The organism is Microbulbifer sp. VAAF005 (assembly GCF_030012985.1).
Lineage (GTDB): Bacteria > Pseudomonadota > Gammaproteobacteria > Pseudomonadales > Cellvibrionaceae > Microbulbifer.
The window spans coordinates 4702800-4724062 of record NZ_CP120233.1 but is presented as its reverse complement, the minus strand read 5'-3'; the positions used below and the strand labels follow the sequence as shown (position 1 = coordinate 4724062).

Sequence of the window (21263 nt, the reverse complement as noted above, 5' to 3'; positions counted from 1 at the left end):
TTAGCCTCGAAAAATTCAGCAGTCTAACTGGATAGCAAAGCACCCAAAGGCTGTGGCACCAGCAGTGGCCCCGGCTCACACTGGGGAAGCTGGAAATGATCCGGGTAGCGCACATCAACGAGATACAGGCCAAACGGCGGCGCAGTAACACCTCCGGCGGAGCGGTCCCGCTGATCCAGCACCTCTTTTACCCAAATTGGTGGACGCTCCCCTCTCCCCACTGCCATCAAAACCCCAGTGATATTGCGCACCATATGGTGGAGGAATGCGTTAGCACTAATTTCCAAGGCAACCAGCTGACCCACCGAGGCAATATCCAGGCGGGTAATTTCGCGCACCGGGCTCTTGGCCTGGCACTGAGAGGCGCGGTAGCTGGTGAAGTCGTGGCGGCCGATCAAGTAGCTGGCTCCCTCACGCATCGCCTCCAGGTCCAGCGAATGCTGGGTCCAGGTTACCTCAGCGGCGCTGTGGGCCGAGCGGGTCGGTGCGCTGTGGATCAGGTAGCGATAACTGCGGGCGTGAGCGGAAAAACGTGCATGGAACTGCGCCGGCATTTCCCGCGCCCAGCGCACCCGCACTGAATCCGGCAACTTGGTATTAACTCCCTGCACCCAGGCGCGGTCCGGGCGCTGCGCTCGGGTATCAAAGTGGATGACCTGATTGGTAGCATGAACGCCCGCATCGGTACGCCCGGCACAAACCAGGGTCACATCCTCCGCTGCAATAGTGGATAAAGCCCGCTCCAGATGAGCCTGGACAGTCTCCGATGCAGACTTCTGTTTCTGGAAACCGTGCAGCTTGGCTCCGCAGTACTCAACGCCCAGGGCTATACGGCGCAGCCCTTCGGGCAGCCCCTCACCTTCAGGAACCTCCCCATTGGGCTTGTAAATATATTCCCTTTGCGTCACCTGACTCATATCACCAAAACCACTTGCTCTCCCCGCTGCCACTGCGCCGGGTAAAAATCGCTGCCGGGAACTTCCCGGTAAAAATAAAAAAACCTCGCAACCAGTGCGAGGTTTTTTCAAAAACGGAATACGCTGCTAGCTTACACCATCCGCTCCAGCATTTCCTCGGCGCGGTCTTTGTGTTCACCGCCACCATCCTGGGCGACCTCTTTGAGGATATCCTTAGCGCCCTCTTCGTCACCCATATCCATATAAGCTTGAGCCAGCTCCAACTTGGTCGCCATCTCATCGCCGCCTTCCAGCAAACTCAACTCTGAATTGAGGTCGCTTTCCAGGTTGAAGTCGAGGTCACCAAAGTCAGAATCTGACGGCTTTTCGACAATCGCCTCAACCTGCTCTATCGCTTCAGGCTTAGCTTCAACCAGGGGTTCTGGCTCAAGAGTCAAATCACCCTCAGTGGATTCATCGATGAGAGCCAGCTCCTCCTCCAGGGAGAACTCCTCTTCAATAGCATCCGCATTGAAGTCCAGGTCGCTAGCCCCGGCCAGCTCCATACCTGCGGCATCGAGAGAATCCAGGTCGGCATCGAGGGATAAATCTGCTACCGGCTCACTGCTGGCCGCAGCTACCTCTGCCGAGGGCTGTTCAGTTGCGTTGAGATCCGCAGCAATATCATCCAGGTCGATACCGTCGAGATCCAGCTCGGAATCCAAGTCCCCGCCGATCATCTCCAGATCGCCCTCAGAGAAGTCATCCATAGATAACTCTTCTGCAGGCTCCTGGGCAGAGGAGACCCCTTCTGTCAGGGAGATCTCTTCGCTCAAACCACTGTCAGCTGAATCCAACTCCAGAGCATCATCCGACTCAAAGGCCGTATCCAGCTCAAACGAAGCCTCTTCTTCCGCCTTCGGCTGGGTCTCTTCCTCCATCATGGAAAGATCCAGCTCAAAATCCAGGCCCGGAACGGAACCACCGCTGGTAGTTGCCTTTTCTTCCAGCTGAGCCTCAACTGAGGCCGCACTGTTTTCTGGTGCCTCCGGCTCCAGGTCGAGAGAATCGAGATCCAAGTCGGAGGTGTCGAATTCTATTGGAGCTTCGACACTTTCATCTGTGTTATCAGAAGGTTCTAGCCCCAAATCGTCTTCGACCAAAGCGGACCCTTGATTGCTTGAGCCCAAATCACCCAGATCCAGTTCACCCAAATCAAGCTCGTCAAGATTTAAGTCGTTTTCAGTTTCTGGCTCAGATGCCGCGAGGTTGGTTTCCTGACTATCACCATCGAGAGCACCGTCCAGATCCAAATCATCCAGGCTGAACTCCGTATCGAAGGATTCGCCCTGCTCCGCAGCCACCTGTAACGGCTCTTCAAAACTACTATCCAAATCCAGATCCAAGGACAATTCCTGGTCAGAATCAGACTTGTCTTCATCCAATGACAGATCCATGGTCAGATCGTCGAGGAGTGACGTGTCAGGCTCCAGGCTATCGCTGCTGTCGAGATCCGGTTCCGCACTTGTGAAGTCATCGTCCAGGGCCGCGCCAATATCGTCGAGCTGCGCTGCCTCGAAGGATTCATTGGATAGACCCATAGCCGGGGCTTCAAAATCCGGTGCACCAACAATGGATTCACGCAGGCGCGCGGCGCGATCGGCAGCTGGGCCGTCGCTGATACTGAGCAGCTGGCGATAGTGGTCGTCAAACCTCTCAACATCCTGGTTGTGGGCGTAGACCTCCATCAACATCAGGCGTGCATCGACCACCTGCGGGTCTTTTTCCAGCCCCAGCAAAAGCTTGCTTTCAGCTTCCTCGTACTGCCCCAGGGACAGGTGAATCTCCGCTTCAGAAATAGGGTCATCAGTGCCTACATCGCCGAGATCGCCCAGATCGAAAGTGTCGTCGGCCTCCATACTTTCTACTGCAGCGAGAGTTTCATCGGGTTCGGCAATTTGCTCAGGAATATCCAGCGGCTCATGTTCCATAGCCATCTGCTGTTCAAGTTCTTGCTGCGCCTCTTGCTCGGCCTTGCGGCGACGCCAGGTAAACAGACCAAATATAGCGGCCAACAAGCCCCCACCGCCCAAGCCAATCAGCAATCCATTATCGGCGAGCTGCTCCATAAAGGTGGGCTTGGGTTTGGTTTGCACAGCCACTACCCGGTTGCGCTCTTCCGATGGAGCCGGCTCAGTTTCAGCAGCTTCCTCTTCTGCGTCGATTGCACCCTCTGGCTCTTCACTATCGTCGACAGCAAGGCTGTCATCTGCGAGCTCCGCTTCAGCATCATCCACCACAGTGGGATTGAGCAGCGCATCGGACTGCTCAGCAGCCTCGACCGCAGCTACCAGCTCTTCACTGGAAACCTCGACCAGCGCCTCCATGGTGTCAATCTGCTCATCGAGCTCGGAAATCCGCTCACGCAATTCTGAGTTTTCAAGCTTGGACTTATCCAGCTCTTCCTCAGCCATAGTGAGATTGCCTTCAAGCGCTGCACTGTCTTCAGAGCCAGCTCCAGAGCCCGAAGATACAGACTCATTATCCCCAGGTGTAACAAGACTCACACGCCCTTCAACCGTTTCACTGGTGAAAGACTCTTCCTCAACTGCGCGGGCATCCAGTGGTGCACCTGTGGTCACTTCCACTTCGGAGCGCTGACGCCAAGAATCATTTTGCTGGGCCACTTCAGAGATGGCCTCAGTCATAGTCAGTGTGCGCAGATCTTCTGTATTAGGCAGACGCAGAACGGCGCCTTTCTTCAACAGATTAATATTGTCATTAATAAAGGCTTCCGGATTCAGCCTTTGGATCGCCAGCATAGTCTGCTGCACAGAAAACTCGCGGCTGGCACGATTTTGCAGTGCAATTTCCCAGAGGGTATCTGAAGAACTTACCGGGCCGTAAACTTGGCTACTGTCACCACTTTCTGTGGACACATAGCGAGGTTGTGGACGCGCCGCCTCCCGACTTTCAGGAGTAACGCTTTCAGTGGGAGTCGGCTGTGCCGGAGCTTGATTACTGCTCGGCGCAGGTGTTGTCCGTCGCTGAGGCTGCTGTACCGGGGTATTGCGACGCACTTGTTGGCGTTCGCGCTCAGCCGCACGCACGGGCTGTTGTGCTGCGGTAGGAGAAAACGCCGGCAGGTCCATCAACAGCGTATATTCGCGCAATAAACGGCCACTGGGCCAACGAGTCTCAACAAGGAAATTCAAGAAGGGCTCGCGAATTGCTTCACGGCTGGAAATACGGATAACCGGCTTGCCACCTGAATAATCTACTTCAAAATCTAAAGAAGTGAGAAGGTAAGAACGCTCGACACCAGCTCGCTCAAATTCTTCAGGGCCTGCGAGGCGAACCCTAATTTCGGTATCTTCCAAACCGCGAGTTTGCAGCAATCCGATTTCCGCATCGAGAGGCTGGTTAAGGGTCGAGTTGAGCTTGATCTCACCTAGTCCAAGCGCCAGAGCCGCGTTGCTTCCCAGTGCACCGACTAGACCAACTGCAAGTGCCAACTTACGCACACGCATATCCGATTCCCTTTATTGTTAGAACCTTCCCAGGGCTTCCGAAAAGCGCGCCTTCAGAACATCCCCATTACTGAACGGTAATCGTTCGACGATTTGGCCGCCGTTTAGGCAGCCGCCAAATATGGCGAATATCTCGCCAATTTCAGCCAGGCAAAAGTTAAGATTACACCTTCACTATGGCCGCTAAGTATTAATTATCAGTAGTTTTTTAGCAACAAGTGAGCAATTTGTGCACAGTTTATTGCTACATCTTTGCGCAGGTTGTCAGACACCGCACAAAGATTTAACTGTCGCTTGTTAAGTAGGCTTTGGCGCAAGCGGCCGATGATTGTCACGTCGCTGCCCACCGCACTTTCTGCCGAGGGCTGCTCCGCCATGTTGAGGCCAGCGCCATTTGCCAGCAGCGCACGCACTTTTTCCAGGTCGACATCTTCCGTTAAAGCGACGCCCAAATTAGCTAGCTGACCGTGGAAAACAGAGACCGTATTGATGCTGGCATCGACGGCTACCGCGTCTCCAAATAAGCGGCGCAGGTCGTGAACCAAAGTCAGCTCACTGAGGGTGTGGCCACTCGCGAGTAGGGCCTCGCAGGCACTGAGCTGGTTAAACGCCAATCGGTGGCCAATCTCTGGATCAATTTCTGCGTCCTGGCCACTAAACATCCGCGCGGTTTGTGCCGCCATCGCATCAATTGCGGCCTTGCCCAGGGCAGACACCGGCTGGTTGAGCTGTACCTCTACCGCTTGCAGTTTATCTTTCAGGGGCGCCAGGGCTTCCGCCACCATGGAGGCGCCGGCACTTGGCAGCGCAACAACACGGCGCTCGGCAGAAGCGAGTTCCCCGCTGTTAAACATTGGGTGTACCAGGGCAACACTTTCATCGCCACGGGTATTGTTGGCCACGTCGACAATCCAGGCGCCATTTTGCTCTGCGGCAGCCATGGCGGCTTCAACGGCATCGCCGGCGCTCAGCAGAATCACGACCTGCTTATCGTTAAATGTAAATTTCTCCAGGGACTCTACCGGAATATTGCGATTGGCAAATACCTGGGGGTCTACTTCCCGTTCGTCAGTCTCCAGCAAACTCAGCTGCTCGGCGGAAATTACTTCACGCTCTTCGAGTACTTCCAGCAGGGGACCAAAGGCGGCGTTATCAACACCGACAATGACCAGTTCGCGGGTGGCTTCGGACATGGCAAATCACTTCATTGAATTGGAAAGGGAAAATGAGGGGCGATTATACCCGTGGGGAAAATTCGAAAAAGGCGCTATGACAAACAGTAGCCGTTTTTTACGCGAAGAAGTTCACAGCTTGGCAAAAAGTCCTCCACTAAAGTGGCCTATTTCCACACTTAGTAGAGGACTTACTCAGGTCCGTACCAGTTACAGTTTGCCGAGTAAAATCAGCAGGATTCTGCGCAGGGGTTCTGCGGCGCCCCATAGCAGCTGATCCCCTACAGTAAAGGCGTTTAAGTACTCTGGACCAACGCTCAATTTACGCAGTCGACCGACAGGAATATCCAACTTTCCGGTAACTGCTGTTGGCGTCAGGTTCTGCACCGTAGCCTCACGCTCATTGGGCACTACATTTACCCAGTCGTTGGCACCATTTAACAATTGTTCAATGTCGGCAAGTGGCAAATCTTTTTTCAATTTTATGGTGAAAGCCTGGCTGTGACAGCGCATGGCACCGATACGTACGCAAGTGCCGTCTACAGGAATCGGGGTTTCGGTCTGTAAAATCTTGTTTGCTTCAACTTGCGCCTTCCACTCTTCGCGGCTCTGGCCATTCTCCAATTGAGTATCGATCCAGGGCAACAAACTGCCTGCCAGTGGCGCGCCAAATTCTGCGGTGGGGAATTCCGCTGAGCGCATATCTGCTGCTACTTTGCGATCAATCTCCAGAATGGCACTGGCCGGGTCGGCCAGCTCTGTTGCCACACCATCGCGCAGCGCACCCATCTGCGCAATCAATTCGCGCATATTGCGCGCACCGGCACCGCTGGCCGCCTGGTAAGTCATGGCGGTAACCCACTCGACCATGCCCGCCTTAAACAGCCCACCCAGAGCCATCAACATCAGGCTCACGGTGCAGTTGCCACCGATAAAGTTTTTCTGTCCGGCATCAATTGCGCGGTCAATCACATCGCGATTAACCGGGTCCAGCGCGATCACAGCATCATCCTGCATTCGCAGGCTGGAAGCCGCATCAATCCAGTAACCCTGCCAACCGGCCTCGCGCAAGCGGGTAAAAACTTCCTTGGTGTAATCGCCACCCTGACAGCTGACAATCGCATCCAGCTGGCTCAGTGCATCAATATCGTAAGCATCGCCCAGTGGCGGCAGCGGCCTGCCGATGTCCGGCGCCGTGCCTCCGGCATTGGAAGTTGAGAAAAAAACCGGTTCGGCGATATGGGCAAAGTCATCCTCTGCTCGCATGCGCTCCAGTAATACCGAGCCGACCATGCCGCGCCAGCCGATAAAACCTATTCTTTGCATTGCGGTGTCCTGTATGTGAGGTGGTCAAAGTGCGCCGCCGGGAAAGCGGCGCGATAGTGGAATCGAAAATTGCGGTTTCGAAACTTGTGGAATCGAAACTTAAAGTGCGGCTACAACGGCAGCGCCCATCTCTGCGGTAGAGACTTTCTGGCAGCCGCCGGTATAAATATCGGCAGTGCGCAAACCCTGCTCCAACACCTTGCTCACTGCTGCTTCAATCGCATCTGCGGCCTCATTCATATCGAGGGAATAGCGCAACATCATGGCAGCAGACAAAATAGTCGCCAGTGGGTTGGCGATACCCTGGCCAGCAATATCCGGAGCGGAGCCATGGCAGGGCTCGTAAAGACCAAAACCGCTTTCGTTCAAGGAGGCGGAGGGCAGCATACCAATGGAACCGGTAAGCATGGCGGCAGCATCGGAGAGGATATCGCCAAACATATTGCCAGTTACCATCACATCAAACTGCTTGGGCGCCCGCACCAATTGCATCGCCGCGTTGTCCACGTACATATGGGACAGCTCTACATCGGGATATTCCGAAGCCAGGCGATCCAACACCTCGCGCCAGAGTACTGTCACTTCCAGTACATTGGCTTTGTCTACAGAACAGAGTTTGCCATTGCGCTTTTGTGCCGCCTCAAAGGCAGAGCGGGCAATGCGTTCAATTTCTGATTCGCTGTACACGTAGGTGTTAAAGCCCTGACGCTCACCATTTTCCAATGTCTTGATACCGCGCGGCTCACCAAAGTAAATGCCGCCGGTCAATTCGCGCACAATCAGAATATCCAAGCCGGCGACCACTTCAGGCTTTAGCGAAGAGGCATCGGCCAGTTGCGGGTAGAGAATCGCCGGGCGCAGATTTGCGTAGAGGCCCAGTCCGCTGCGAATTTTTAACAGGCCTTTTTCCGGGCGAATTTCCCGCTCCAGGGTATCCCACTGGGGGCCGCCTACAGCGCCGAGCAGCACCGCATCGCAGTCACCCGCCGCCTTCAGAGTTTCGTCGGTCAGAGGCTCACCGTGGGCATCGATAGATGAGCCACCAATCAGGCCCTGCTCAAAGCTGAGCCCCAGATTGAATTTTCCCGATGCAACTTCCAGCACCGCCATGGCTTGTTCAACAATTTCCGGACCAATGCCGTCACCCGGCAGAATCATTACTTTTTTCGTCACAGGAATTTCCTTTAATTACTGAACCGCATCAAAAAGCCAAGGGGCTTTCTCTCGGCGCGCCTGCTCATAAGCGCGAATATCGTCGGCGTGCTCCAGGGTCAGACCGATATGATCGAGACCATTTAGCAAACAGTGCTTGTAGAAGGCATCCACTTCAAATGGAATCAGCTCGCCACAGGGCTTGCGCACATGCTGCTGTTCCAGGTCGATGGTGAGCGCGTAGCCCTCCTGCCCGTGTGTTTCCTCAAACAACTGATGCACGACATCTTCCGCCAGGACAATCGGCAAAAGACCATTTTTAAAACAGTTATTGAAAAAGATATCGGCAAAGCTGGGCGCGATAATTGCGCGGAAGCCGTGATCTTCCAATGCCCAGGGCGCATGCTCACGGCTGGAACCGCAGCCAAAATTCTCCCGTGCAATCAGCACTGAACCACCCTGGTAACGGGGGAAATTAAGGGGAAAGTCCGGATTGAGCGGACGGCCGGAACAGTCCTGCCCGGGAACCCCCTCATCCAGGTAGCGCAACTCATCAAACAGGTTCGGGCCAAAGCCAGAGCGCTTAATGGATTTCAAGAACTGCTTGGGGATGATCAGGTCGGTATCCACATTGGCCCGATCCATTGGTACCACGAGACCCTCGTGCTGGGTAAACGCTTTCATCAGGCCATCTCCTCTTCCAGCTGTACCGGTGCCATCTCTCGCACATCGACAAAGTGGCCGGCAATTGCAGCCGCTGCCGCCATACTGGGACTCACCAGATGCGTGCGGCCACCGTAACCCTGGCGCCCTTCAAAGTTGCGGTTGGAGGTGGAAGCACAGTGCTCTCCCGCCCCCAGCTTGTCCGCATTCATCGCCAGACACATGGAACAGGACGGTTCGCGCCACTCAAAACCGGCTTCAACAAAAATCTCGTGCAACCCCTCGCGCTCAGCCTGGGCTTTTACCGCCTGGGAGCCCGGAACAATCAGCACCTGCTTGACGCTATCCGCCTTGTAACGACCCTTGGCAACTTCTGCTGCTGCGCGAAGATCTTCAATCCGGGAGTTGGTGCAGGAGCCGATAAATACGCGATCCAGTTTGATATCGCTGATATTCTGCCCAGCGTTCAACCCCATATATTCCAGCGCTCGCTCCATGCCCGTACGCTTGGTGGCATCGCTCTCGTCACTGGGGGTAGGCACCTGGGCGCTGATCGGCGCCACCATCTCCGGGGAAGTGCCCCAGCTGACTTGCGGCTCAATATCCTCACCGACCAATACCACGACTTCGTCGAATACCGCATCGTCATCGGAGTGCAAGTGGCTCCAGGCCTCAACTGCCCGATCCCACATTTCGTCTTTCGGTGCGTAGGGCTTGCCTTTCACGTAATCGAGAGTGATCTGGTCTACCGCCACCATCCCCGCGCGAGCACCGCCTTCAATGGCCATATTGCACACGGTCATACGGCCTTCCATGGACATATTACGCATCACTTCGCCGCCAAACTCGATCGCGTAACCGGTACCGCCAGCAGTGCCAATTTTGCCAATGATCGCCAACACCACATCTTTAGCCGTGACACCTGGGCGCAGCTGGCCGTCGACGCGAACCAGCATATTCTTCATTTTCTTCTGGGTAAGGCACTGGGTAGCCATCACATGCTCCACCTCAGAAGTGCCAATACCGTGGGCCAAGGCGCCGAGCGCCCCGTGGGTGGAGGTATGTGAGTCGCCACAAACCACCGTCATACCCGGCAGTGTCGCACCTGTTTCCGGGCCGATCACATGCACAATACCCTGTCCCGGCTCATTGATACCGAACTGGACTACATCAAAGTCACGGCAGTTTTCATCCAGGGTCTGTACCTGGATTCGGGAGATATCATCGCGAATACCACTGACGCCAGCGGCGCGCTCGGCCGCCTCGGAAGGCACATTGTGGTCGGGAGTGGCGACTAGCGAATCCTTGCGCCAAGGTTTGCGACCAGCCAGACGCAGGCCTTCAAACGCCTGGGGGGAGGTCACCTCGTGAATCAGGTGGCGGTCGATATAGATAAGTGAGGAGCCATCATCACAGTTCTTGATCAGGTGGTCCTGCCAGAGTTTGTCGTAGAGTGTTTGCCCTGCCACAGCCATTCCTCTCAGTAGTTAAGAGCCTGAGTCTACCCAGACCCACCAAATAACACCAATTTATATTTATTATCCAAAGTATTCCTAAATGGAATTCGAAAGCCAAACTGGGGTAATATCCATCTTCTGGCGTCACTGCCATTTATCCAGCGGCTCAATTTGAGCCTTTATCGACAAACCGCTTCAGGGGAAACAACTTGGAACTACAGTGGCTGCGGGCATTTCTGGCAATCGCCGAACAGGGTTCGGTATCTGAAGGCGCCGAGCTGCTGCACCTGACCCAGCCCGCCATGAGTAAGCGTCTGGCTGCCCTGGAACAGCAACTGGGCTCCCCGCTGTTTGACCGCATCGGACGGCGATTGCAGCTCACCGATGCCGGTCGCGCCCTGCTGCCCCGCGCCCGCCATATACTTAATGAAATCAGCGACACCGAGCGGGAATTGCGCGCTTTGAGCAACTCGGTCAGCGGCAGCTTGCGTATCGCCACCAGCCATCACGTGGGTCTACATCATCTACCTCCAGTGCTGAAAGAGTTCAGTTTCCGCTACCCACAGGTTGCCTTGGACATCGATTTTGTCGACTCGGAACAAGCTTACGAAGCCCTGATGGCCGCCAAATATGAATTGGCCGTGGTCACCCTGGCACTTAAGGAGTATCCGCACCTGAATGCCGAAGTGATCTGGCCCGACCCCTGTGTTGTGGTGGCCGCCCCGGATCACCCCCTGGCAAAGCTGCCGGAACTGGAACTCACCGACCTCGCCAACTATCCCGCCATACTGCCGGATATGAATACCTATACCGGGCGCCTGATCAAAAGAGAGTTTGATGCCCAAGGGTTAAAACTCACCGCGAAACTGGCAACCAACTATCTGGAAACCATTAAGATGATGGCCTGTGTCGGTCTCGGCTGGAGTGTTCTGCCCCACACATTGGTGGACAGCAGCCTGGCAGTGCTGCCAGTCAAAAAGCTGCAAGTACTACGAAACCTTGGCGTAATCAGTCACCGGGGCCGAACATTGAGCAATCCCGCCAGCGCGCTACAACAGATGTTGTTCGAAGCAGCTATTTAGTGGGGCAGGAAAAAAGCGATCAATTTACTAACAGGCAATACCCAAGCGCACCATTTTTACCAGTGCAAAACGTTAAAGATTTGTAAAAATGTGCAACTTAGCCACGGCACGGGAAAAATTTATCTGTAAACTCCGCGACAAATTCATCACGGAGTGAAGTCAATGAAGAAATCCGCACTTGCCTTGAGTACCCTCCTCGCCTGCGGCACCGCAAGCGCAGATACTATCCTCGGCCTTGATGCTACTGCCGGCGCATGGCTGCCAGGCTACAGCGGTAATATCGGTACCGACGAATACAAGCTGGATAACCTGTCCCTCTCGGAAGATAACATTACCTTCTTGCAGGTTGCCCTGGAACACCCCATTCCCCTGGTGCCCAATGTGCTTCTGGCCCACAGCAATATCGATACCGACGGTGACGATACCCTGGCCACCTCCGTTACTTTTGATGATGAAACCTTCACTGCCAATTCAGAAATCCGCACAGATCTGAACCTCACCCATACCGACGCTACCCTTTACTACGAAATTTTGGACAACTGGGTAAACCTGGATGTCGGTTTGACCGCGCGTATGTATGACGGTGAATTTACCGCAGTGAGCGATACCCAGGCAGAGACTGTCGACCTCACTGGCTACCTGCCAATGGCCTACGGCATGGCGCGCTTTGATCTTCCATTTACCGGCTGGTCTGTAATTGCCCAAGGCAATGCAACAGCCTACCGTGGCGATACCCATACCGACCTGACAGCTAAAGTGCGCTGGGATTTTGTACCAGCTGTCGACTTTGCCATCGAAGCAGGTTATCGCGTAATGACTCTCGACCTGGAAGAGCTCGACGACTTGCAGAGCGATATTGAAATCAAAGGCCCATACATCGGTTTCAACCTGCACCTGTAAGCAATCCACCTAGGATTGCTGTTCGCGCTCCCCAAAAACTTTTGCAGCAGTAACGCCTGCGAGGTATAGCTACCTCGCACAATCTGCACTAAGGTGGCCCAGAAGGGGAGCGCAACTCACAGGCAGGGCCATGAATCCATTACTCGAAAAACTCGGAATTTCCCATCCCATCTTTGCAGCACCCATGGCCGGGGTATCCACACCCGCTCTCGCCGCCGCTGTATCCAATGCAGGAGGACTCGGCTCACTTGGACTCGGCGCCTGCTCAGTGGAAAAAGCCGTAGATGAAATTCGTTGTACTCACGACCAGACCGAGCACCCCTTTAATGTAAACCTCTTTTGCCACCAGCCCCCGACAAAAGATCCCCAACGGGAGCAAGCCTGGCTTTCCCATCTCGCCCCACATTTTGCCGCCCTCGATGCACCGGTTCCCAAGCTGATCAATGAACCCTACTCAACATTTATCGGCAATAAGGCCATGCTGGAAGTTTTGCTCGAGCAAAAGCCACCGGTTGTCAGCTTCCACTTTGGCCTACCGTCAGAAGAGTTTATCGCCGCACTAAAAGGTGCAGGGATTATCTTGATGGCCACGGCAACCTCTCCTCAAGAAGCCAAACTGGCTGAGGATGCTGATATCGATGTTTTAATTGCCCAAGGTATTGAGGCTGGTGGGCATAGGGGGGTCTTCCACCCAGAGGGCGACCAGGAAATTGGAACTCTGGCGCTGGTGCGATTGCTGTGTTGCCACAGTAGCCTACCAATCGTTGCTGCGGGTGGCATTATGGATGGCGCTGGCATTCGCGCTGCACTATCTCTCGGGGCTAGCGCCGTGCAAATGGGAACCGCATTTGTCCTCTGTCCGGAATCTGCGGCCTCCGACAGCTACCGCAGCGCCTTGCAAAGTGAGCGCGCACAGCACACAGAGATCACCGCCAATATTTCCGGGCGCCCCGCTCGCGGTATCAGCAACCAATTCTATAAAGCACTAAGTAAGGGCGCTCCCCCTCTGCCGGATTACCCGATCGCTTACTCCGCGGGCAAAGCCCTGGCTCAAGCAGCTGCAAAAGCGGGCAATGACGAATATGCCGTTCAATGGGCCGGACAAGGAGCCCCTCTCGCACGAGCCCTGCCCGCAGCCGGATTGGTGACAGCTTTAGTAGCAGAGCTGGAAGCGAGTCAATGAAGGGAGCTATTGGCAACTACCATTTATAGAGTTGCACAATTAAAGAGACACAATCTCCGAACACCACCCTTCATCATCACGCTCAACGCAAACTAGTTGGCTGGCTGTATCACTCGCACTGACAATCTCACCTTCGGGGCCCCAAGCTGCACTACAGCCGGCTGTGGAATAACCACCCGTCGGCTGATTAAAGTTCGCAATAGCCACCAATAAATTGTGCTCTAAAGCATAATTTGCCAACTGTTGACTATCCTCCGGGTATCCCGTCGGAGTAATCAATACCCCCGCCACATAAACTGAAGCCCCCTGCTTTTCATAGGCGGCAACATGACCTGGGTTACACACATCTGCACAAATAGCCAGAGCTACGGTCTCACCTTCGATGTTCAGTGATAGATATTCAACTCCGGGAACAAACCACTTTTCTTCTCCAGGGTGCAAATGTATTTTCAAATAAACAGAAATCTCACCCTGAGGAGAAAATACGAGCGAACCGATCGCAATACCATTCTTCTGACGAATAGGCGCACCCACAACTAGCCAAACACCACTGTCAGCTGCCACCTCCGCTAGAGGGCTTAACTGTGGATCGTCGATCTTAAGCGCTAATTGTTCAGCCAGATCCGGCTCATAACCAGTTAATGAAAGCTCGGGAAACACCACAATAGAGGCCTTTTTCCTTACTGCGACTTTTACAGCACGGACATGTGACTCAATATTGCGTTCAATATTTCCTTTCACTGACGGCAACTGTGCCAATGCCAATTTAAACTTGCCCATCACCCCACCCTTCAGATCACCAGTTAAATACAACATGAACCGAATAAATTACTGTATATGTTACACCACAAGTAATAAGCATCGATTCTTGATTGTGTTAATTTTTAAGTTTCTTCCAGCTATAGAATCCCTATCTTTAAATAAATAACCTACATTTTCTTCAGGTATCTATTTAAAAATAAAATAGTTGACTGAAAAAATAACAACCAGCCAAGATAAATATTTAGACTCTAATCTTAGAGAGTTTGCATTAAGAGCAGCGGACACAAGAATCAATCCACAGCAGCTAGCACTGACAATTGGGAAACGGCAGGTTACTGAGTCAGCGCTCTTTTCCAGCAAGCGTTGCATCAACCATCTCCCCGCATGATCCAAGATAGTTATGAGGGTCAAGAAGTTGATCTAACTCCGCATCAGAGAGAGCCCCCGACACCAGTCTATCTTCCTTTAACAAGTCAGAAAAAGGACGACCCGTCTCCATTGCCTGGCAGCAAATCTGGTAAACCAAATCGTGGGCATTCTCACGCCCCAGTTTCGGTCCCAGTCCCATCATTACAGCCTCAGAGAGCACTAAACCTCCAGTCATTTCCAAGTTTCGCATCATTTTTTCTGGAAATACCTGAAGTCCTTCTAGCGCAAAACGTGCCTGGGATAATACCGATGCGGTAAGACAGAATATTTCCGGCAGAACAATCCACTCTATCTCCCACGGGCCCGTAGCCCGCTCATGGTCTTCAACCATCGCTTCCAGCAAAGAGGCAACCTGCTGTCTAACCACTGGGACAGTACCGCTGATAAGAACTGCTGATAGAGGATTGTGTTTTTGGGGCATTGTACTAGACGCACCCCGGCCAGATATAAGAGGCTCCGCCACCTCCCCGACTTCTGTCTGTGCCATTAGTTTTATATCGAGGGCTATTTTTCCCAAGGTGCCAGTAATCAGCCCCAATAGACAAGCCACTTCGGTAACGCGATCTCTCATCGTATGCCAGGCGATACAAGGGACTCCGAGATCGAGTTCCTGCATAATTCCTCTTTGAACTTCTAGCCCCTGATGCCCCAGGGAAGAAAGATTACCCGCCGCACCACCAAATTCCCCTACAAACGCCCTAGACTTTATCTCTCTTAAGCGCGTTTGATGGCGATGAATACCAGCCAACCAAACTGCCGCCTTGTAGCCGAACGTTATAGGTACCGCTTGTTGAAGATTGCTGCGCCCAACCATAGGCGTATCCCTGAAACGCTTGGCCAGGCTTGCTAAAGCATCTGCGATTGCATTGACCTCCGTCTCAACAATTTCAAGCGCCGCCCTAATCTGTAAGACGGTTGCCGTATCCGTAATATCTTGAGTAGTAGCCCCCCAATGACACCACTGCCCTAAATCTCGACTACACAGTGCCACTAGCTGCTCTACAACACCCAGCACCGGGTAACCAATCAGCTCCGTTTGCTCCTTAAGCTTTACAAAATCTACCTGCTTGGCATCACAGTGTTGAGTAATGTCCTCTGCAGCCTCTGCAGGGATTATATTTAGCCCCGCCTGTACTTTGGCCAGCGCCGCTTCAACATCGAGATAGTACTGCACGCGTTGTTCATCCGAGAAAACTTTACGCATTGCTGATGTACTAAAAATATCGCAAAAAACGACCGAATCAATCGCGGTTGCTCTCATATCAAATCACGCTTAACGAGATGCCTAGACGCCAGAAAATCAAAAGTACAATAACATCAGACTAGCCAAGGAAAAGATATCCTAAAAAATTATTCTAAGTATCGAGACGCCAAGAATATGGGGAACTAGAGGCGCCGTTAATCAAGCACAGCAAGCCAACCTAAGAGAATTGAATACTACAAGCTAAAACATACTTCTGATTACATTCCCCCTACCCAAACAGCATCTTAAAGCGAATTTAATCCATTAAATTCAACCCCAAAAAATAAGTTTTATTTGACATATGTCAACTCTAAAAACAAAAGTACTGCTAACCTGAGCCGGCATGAAAAATATAAATAAAATGTAAATTATGAATATTCCATCTCAAAGAAAAGACCTTGACGCTCCTCCTCCAGCTTTGCATACTCAACTAAGCAACAAAACCAAACAATAAAAAACTGCCAGCATGCCCACCCAAAATAAGCTGCAGAATACAAAAAACTACCAAATGGACTTCCTGGAAACGACTAATTTTATATATTTAAAATGCTAGCCTTATCAAAACAGCAATTAAACTTAAATAATTAAAGCCGCAAATACCTAAAATTTCACCAGCCATGTAGTAAACACCAATACACACACCACTGCATAGCATACTTTATCCCTAAAATTGAAGGAGCAGTTCGGGATGAACTTACCACTATCAACTGAAACCATCTATAACAAACAAGCTCACAGCTGGAACCGCTCTGAGAAAATCCTACTCAGTGATTTCACCGCTCGCCCCAAAGTTTTGGAAGCAATCGGAGATATCTCCGGGAAAAACATATTGGATATGGGCTGCGGTGAAGGCTATGTATCCAGGATGCTGCTCGATAAGGGAGCAGGTTCAATCTTTGGTGTTGACTCTTCCTCAGAGATGATTTCCCAGGCAAAGGAAACAGCTTCTGCTGGAAATTTGACGAAAGCAGAATATGCAGTTGGAAATGCCGTTACATTTACAGAATTCCCTAGAGATAAATTTGACCATGCTATCGCTGTATTTCTTTTCAACTATCTAACCATAGAAGAAATGACAAAAGTGATAAGCAAGGTCAAGAATCTACTAAACAAAGGGGGTACCTTTATTTTTACGGTGCCTCACCCTTGCCTTCCGTTCATGAGGGAAGAAGTTCCTCCGTTCTACTTTCAACACGGCAACATGACTTATCTAGATGGTATAGATCAAACATTTGAAGGAAAAATATGGCGCAGAGATGGAAAACCAGTTTCAGTGCGATGCGTGCATAAAAATTTTTCACACTATTTTGAAGCTCTCACACAAGCTGGCTTTAGATCCCTACCAACTGTTCAAGAACTTTCAGTGACTCAAGAGCACCTCGACCTAGATCCAGATTTTTTCTCACCACTAGCCGGCTATCCACTACACGTATTATTTAAGGTGCAAGTAAATGACTAACTTAGCCCCAAGTGAAGTAGTTCAAGCTCAAGCCTGGACTGCTAATGATATGACCGCAACTTCCAACTGGAAGTTTCTGTGGCCTTCAAACTGGAAATCTGAAGTCGAGGCTTTGGAGAGCTGGGCCAAACAACAAAACAGCCCGATTGATAACCTGACCCAAGAATCAGTTGCCACACCTGAGTTCGACCAGCTTGCCAACCAGATAAAATATGAAATAGAGCATGGTAGTGGTGTGGCATGGATACAGGGCGAGGAATCATTAAGTAAGCCAACGCTTAACCTACTATTCCTAAAGCTTAGCCTGGCAATGGGCAATACTATAGATACTTATGGTCGGCTTTATGGGATTCTCGACACAGGAAAAGACTACACTAGCGAAGCTATTCCTGTATCTCAGACAAATGCACCCACTAGCGTTCATACTGATAGCTCACAACGTACCGTACAACCAAAGATACTTGGATTATGCTGTCTTACTCCAGCAATTGAGGGTGGAAAATCGAAAATCGTTTCTGCGGCTCAAGTTCATGAAAACTTACGGAAAACTGCTCCACAAAAACTGGAGATCCTGTACAACAATTATATTAGAGATTTAGTTACTCCAGGCAGTGACAAAAACATAAAAAACATACTTGAGAACTGTTTTCCTATTTTCGAATATTCAAACGAAAAGCTCAGCATTCGTTATATGCGGTACTGGATTGAGAAAGGCCATCAGCGCGTGAACAAGCCTTTATCACAAGAAGTAGTCGAAGCTCTAGATATATTAGACAACGAACTGAACAGCGCCGAAAATACATTAAGCTTCTATATGGGCACTGGAGACATGGTGTTTGTTGACAACACCAAAGTCCTACATGATCGGGATGGGTTTATTGATACTCCAGAACAGAAACGGGTCTATACTAGAGTATGGATTGAATAAGCCCTATGTTATAAATCAACAAACTAAACAATCTTGAATACCAGAATATTATTGCGTGAAAATTTTTTGAGCAAACCAATAATATTTTATTAAAATGGAGAAGCACTTAAATGCTTCTCCATTTATAGCGTATAAAAGAACCTCTCTTCTAAGAAATACCTATCCACTTCCCAATTAGACCTGAACTGGCACTCGGGATTAGTGGGTCACTATAAACGCACAAAATCTAATAAAGTAAAAAACATACAGAGTCAAATTTTAGCGAATCCCCCGAAAACTTAATCAATAACTGGACGGTATATATGACCACCAAATGAGCCATTTATTGAGTTATAAATTGACCTGCCAGCAACATTAAGAGATTGTATTTATTGCGTAAAAATAAGACCTTCTAATTTATGAAATAGAAGCAGAAAAATCTGCACATAAAATATATGTATATGTATTTATTATAGTGCCACAATGAAACTGCAGCACCATACACGCCACCCTTACAATCTCCTGCAAGATTTAAAGCAACAAAGTGTTTATAGAAACGAGCACTGCCGCCAATGGAAAACATCCATCAGATCGTATCACATTACTTGCTCCAAGTTTTTCTTCAAGAAGAGTTAGCTGTGAACAAATTGCATTATCATTTCCGGAAACTACAGCAGTTTGAAGATTGGGCAATTCAAGCAATGGCTGCAAGCTGTAGATATTGTTATCTTGTATGTTTACATAGGTCAAGCCTGTAAGACCCTCTAAACCAGCCAGAGATTCAATGTTAAAGTTTGCACAATTCAGATATGTAAAGACCGGGATAAGAGTAAATTGTGAAAAGGTCAAACAAGATAATAGATTAGAATCATTAAATGATATTGATGCTACGGTAGGGGCAAGACGATAATTCCTATATATAGATTTTCTAGCATTGAGGACTTTCGAGCTATTAGCCCCATCATCGGGATCTGTCTCAATAATTCCGCATGGGCTAACACTAGTACCAGAATCACAGTTTATAGAAGGATTTGACATAAGTGCCAACCTTGGTGCGCCATTAAAAGCAGACCCGTATGCCATCACCGTCACAAAACCAAACTCCGACGGATAATTTCTATCCAGACCATGGCCTGCGGCGTATATTTCTATTCCAGGAACACCACCGTCTGCCACCTGGCGGCGAGAATGAGCCAGCCCCATATTGTGACCAATTTCATGAGTAAATGTTTCCATTGGATTCTTGATGCGAACGATACTGTATGCGAGATCACTCCTGCCGCCATCATTATCAATCCATCCGTACCCCCCAATCATTGTCCGTATCGCGCAACAAAACAACAAAATCAGCACCATAAGTATTACGCAAATTTGGGACATTATGAAAGGGGCTCAAACCACCTGTCAGGTCATCTAGCGCATCTTCATAACTATAGTTTTGCGTATTATTCGTACTCGTATCGTCAACATTGGTAATAAGCTGTGCACTTGCCAAGGAAAGAGTAATGTCAATACCGCTAGCACGATAAGTATCATTACTTGCTTCTATATAGCTATCTATCTTATCTTCAATAGCCCCTCCTGCAACCGAGCTTTGTGCTGCCTCTGTATATAAAACTAATACTGTGACCTCGTCAGCACTACACTCCTCCCAAAAGAAACCTAAAACAAGAAGACAAATTAACCATACTTTATTATTCATATACTTTACTCCATTATAATTTTTTAATTTCTTGGTGCCACGTAATCGATACCATCTTCTGGCATTTTGTCATCAATATAACTTGTATTAACAATCCACCCCTTACCATCAACAACCTCTAACTCATACCCTCCCTCCGGAGTAATGATACGGCCAAAGGTAGCTTTATTGCCAACAGTAATAAAGCCTCGATAAATATTGTCTTCATTCGCAACTGAAAATCGGACATTGACGGCGCCACTGTTTTTCTTATCGACACTTTCGACCAAAAGAGTACGGTTTTTATCGAGAGGAAAATTTAGTAGTTCATTTTTTCTAAGGCTTCGAATGCTTTCTTCATTGATAGAAATGGGGGTTCCGTGACGACTGAAATCTGGGTTTGTAGGCGTATACTCACCATTAATATCATTATTAATGGTCAGCAAATACTTTATACCACTATCATGGCCATTATCATGAGAGTGCTCGTCTTCCTGCCGATCGACAAAAGTTGGGGGCATCACTTCGCCCTCATCAACGGATTTTCCAATCCCAGCCTCTTCCATTACTATTAATTGACCCGCTTCTTCATTTGTTATCTTACGATTATCCCCTTTAGACAAGGTATTCTTCTGTTCACTGAAGTCGCGAGGTTTGCGTACCTCTCTATCAAAATCTGAATTTCTACTCTCTTGATTTGATTCAAGTATAAAGTAGCCCGATATAGTAACAACCCCGACCAGGGCTATCAGCATTCCATATTTCATCTTTTATCCTTAACAAGGGTACCTACCTATTCTAGCAAAATACTGCAAATGCTTAACACCAAAAAATTATTAGCCTTGATTTATTTTTTTCTTACGCCATTGAGTAGACAAGCGTCTACTCAATGAGAGAAGGTTTCAGCGAGACAGGAGCGAAAACTGGGTCCGACCGCCACTGCTTGTTATTTGTTTAGATACTACAGCCAGTAGTCACCTGAATAATGATTCGGGAAAGGATTTATATTGCTTTCCCTAAGATATGCAACAACATTCCTTAAGATTTTTCCACATAGATCACTTAAAAACTCTGATGAATATACTAACTCAAAATGCAAAGGAATTAGCTTATGATTTCCATCAATAGTTTTGAACAACTGGAAAAAATGCTAATCTGGCAATATGGGACCTAATTCCCGGCCGGGAGACTGGAACTAATAAACCAATACATTTCTCAACCGATACAGCAGATTTACTAATTTAAAATCGGAAAGCTGATAAGGCAGCCCACTTTCGCTAGCTCTTTTTGGCCATATTTTCTTAAAATCGCTATAAGTTGGGTTTTTCTCGCCTCTAACTATTCCTGTGTAGTCTAAGTCATTTTGCCACTCTTTTAACATTATGAGTGACTCATGCCTGAGCCTTCCTGGCTAAAGCTCG

At 50.0% G+C, this 21263-nt stretch carries 17 protein-coding genes; 5 read left to right on the top strand and 12 right to left on the bottom strand.

What is annotated here, in order from left to right; translation table 11 throughout:
* Positions 1-23 precede the first annotated feature (23 nt).
* From truA to leuC, 7 genes are all read right to left on the bottom strand, one after another.
* Positions 24-917, bottom strand: coding sequence for a tRNA pseudouridine(38-40) synthase TruA (gene truA, locus P0078_RS21170; protein ID WP_282934656.1), 894 nt, complete (start codon positions 915-917; stop codon positions 24-26).
* Between the two features lie 131 nt (positions 918-1048).
* Positions 1049-4426 carry a motility hub landmark protein FimV gene (locus tag P0078_RS21165; protein WP_282931870.1) on the bottom strand — a complete coding sequence of 1126 codons (3378 nt, stop codon included), beginning with the start codon at positions 4424-4426 and terminating at the stop codon, positions 1049-1051.
* 197 nt (positions 4427-4623) lie between these two features.
* Entirely contained in the window at positions 4624-5619 is a 996-nt protein-coding gene (locus P0078_RS21160) for an Asd/ArgC dimerization domain-containing protein (RefSeq protein ID WP_282931869.1), read from the bottom strand.
* A gap of 189 nt (positions 5620-5808) precedes the next feature.
* The gene (gene asd / locus P0078_RS21155; protein WP_282931868.1) at positions 5809-6924 is read right to left on the bottom strand and encodes an aspartate-semialdehyde dehydrogenase; all 1116 of its coding nucleotides are present in this window, start codon (positions 6922-6924) and stop codon (positions 5809-5811) included.
* Positions 6925-7023: 99 nt separating this feature from the next.
* Complete coding sequence (gene leuB, locus P0078_RS21150) at positions 7024-8082, bottom strand: 3-isopropylmalate dehydrogenase (RefSeq protein WP_502867302.1); 1059 nt, start codon at positions 8080-8082, stop codon at positions 7024-7026.
* 30 nt (positions 8083-8112) lie between these two features.
* Positions 8113-8760: a 3-isopropylmalate dehydratase small subunit gene (gene leuD, locus P0078_RS21145; protein ID WP_108732431.1), complete on the bottom strand. Its 648-nt coding sequence runs from the start codon at positions 8758-8760 to the stop codon at positions 8113-8115.
* Entirely contained in the window at positions 8760-10208 is a 1449-nt protein-coding gene (gene leuC, locus P0078_RS21140) for a 3-isopropylmalate dehydratase large subunit (protein WP_282931866.1), read from the bottom strand. The genes leuD and leuC overlap by 1 nt, the downstream gene beginning before the upstream one ends.
* 197 nt (positions 10209-10405) lie before the next feature.
* On the opposite strand from leuC, the gene P0078_RS21135 reads away from it, so the two are divergent.
* The 3 genes from P0078_RS21135 (at position 10406) to P0078_RS21125 (ending at position 13361) form a co-directional block, all read left to right on the top strand.
* The gene (locus P0078_RS21135) at positions 10406-11278 is read left to right on the top strand and encodes a LysR family transcriptional regulator (RefSeq protein WP_282931865.1); all 873 of its coding nucleotides are present in this window, start codon (positions 10406-10408) and stop codon (positions 11276-11278) included.
* 162 nt (positions 11279-11440) lie between these two features.
* The gene (locus P0078_RS21130) at positions 11441-12178 is read left to right on the top strand and encodes a TIGR04219 family outer membrane beta-barrel protein (RefSeq protein WP_282931864.1); all 738 of its coding nucleotides are present in this window, start codon (positions 11441-11443) and stop codon (positions 12176-12178) included.
* A gap of 130 nt (positions 12179-12308) precedes the next feature.
* Positions 12309-13361, top strand: a complete 1053-nt coding sequence (locus tag P0078_RS21125; protein ID WP_282931863.1) for an NAD(P)H-dependent flavin oxidoreductase — start codon at positions 12309-12311, stop codon at positions 13359-13361.
* A 39-nt stretch (positions 13362-13400) separates the two neighbouring features.
* Here the strand turns inward: P0078_RS21125 and P0078_RS21120 are convergent, their stop codons facing one another.
* Together P0078_RS21120 and pcaB are read right to left on the bottom strand one after the other, a co-directional pair.
* On the bottom strand, positions 13401-14141 hold the full coding sequence (locus tag P0078_RS21120) for a carbon-nitrogen hydrolase family protein (RefSeq protein WP_282931862.1): 741 nt from the start codon (positions 14139-14141) through the stop codon (positions 13401-13403).
* A 322-nt stretch (positions 14142-14463) separates the two neighbouring features.
* Complete coding sequence (pcaB, locus tag P0078_RS21115) at positions 14464-15813, bottom strand: 3-carboxy-cis,cis-muconate cycloisomerase (protein WP_282931861.1); 1350 nt, start codon at positions 15811-15813, stop codon at positions 14464-14466.
* 670 nt (positions 15814-16483) lie between these two features.
* On the opposite strand from pcaB, the gene P0078_RS21110 reads away from it, so the two are divergent.
* Positions 16484-17254, top strand: a complete 771-nt coding sequence (locus P0078_RS21110) for a class I SAM-dependent DNA methyltransferase (RefSeq protein ID WP_282931860.1) — start codon at positions 16484-16486, stop codon at positions 17252-17254.
* Positions 17247-18182 carry a TauD/TfdA family dioxygenase gene (locus P0078_RS21105; RefSeq protein ID WP_282931859.1) on the top strand — a complete coding sequence of 312 codons (936 nt, stop codon included), beginning with the start codon at positions 17247-17249 and terminating at the stop codon, positions 18180-18182. The genes P0078_RS21110 and P0078_RS21105 overlap by 8 nt, the downstream gene beginning before the upstream one ends.
* Positions 18183-18692: 510 nt before the next feature.
* Here P0078_RS21105 and P0078_RS21100 read toward each other — a convergent pair.
* The 3 genes from P0078_RS21100 to P0078_RS21090 are packed head-to-tail and all read right to left on the bottom strand — an operon-like array spanning position 18693 to position 20609.
* On the bottom strand, positions 18693-19478 hold the full coding sequence (locus P0078_RS21100) for a reprolysin-like metallopeptidase (protein WP_282931858.1): 786 nt from the start codon (positions 19476-19478) through the stop codon (positions 18693-18695).
* Complete coding sequence (locus P0078_RS21095) at positions 19453-19863, bottom strand: M12 family metallo-peptidase (RefSeq protein WP_282931857.1); 411 nt, start codon at positions 19861-19863, stop codon at positions 19453-19455. The genes P0078_RS21100 and P0078_RS21095 overlap by 26 nt, the downstream gene beginning before the upstream one ends.
* A 23-nt stretch (positions 19864-19886) precedes the next feature.
* Positions 19887-20609 (bottom strand): protease inhibitor BamI-like protein, encoded by a 723-nt coding sequence (locus tag P0078_RS21090; protein ID WP_282931856.1) that lies wholly within the window; start codon positions 20607-20609, stop codon positions 19887-19889.
* Between the last annotated feature and the right edge of the window lie 654 nt (positions 20610-21263).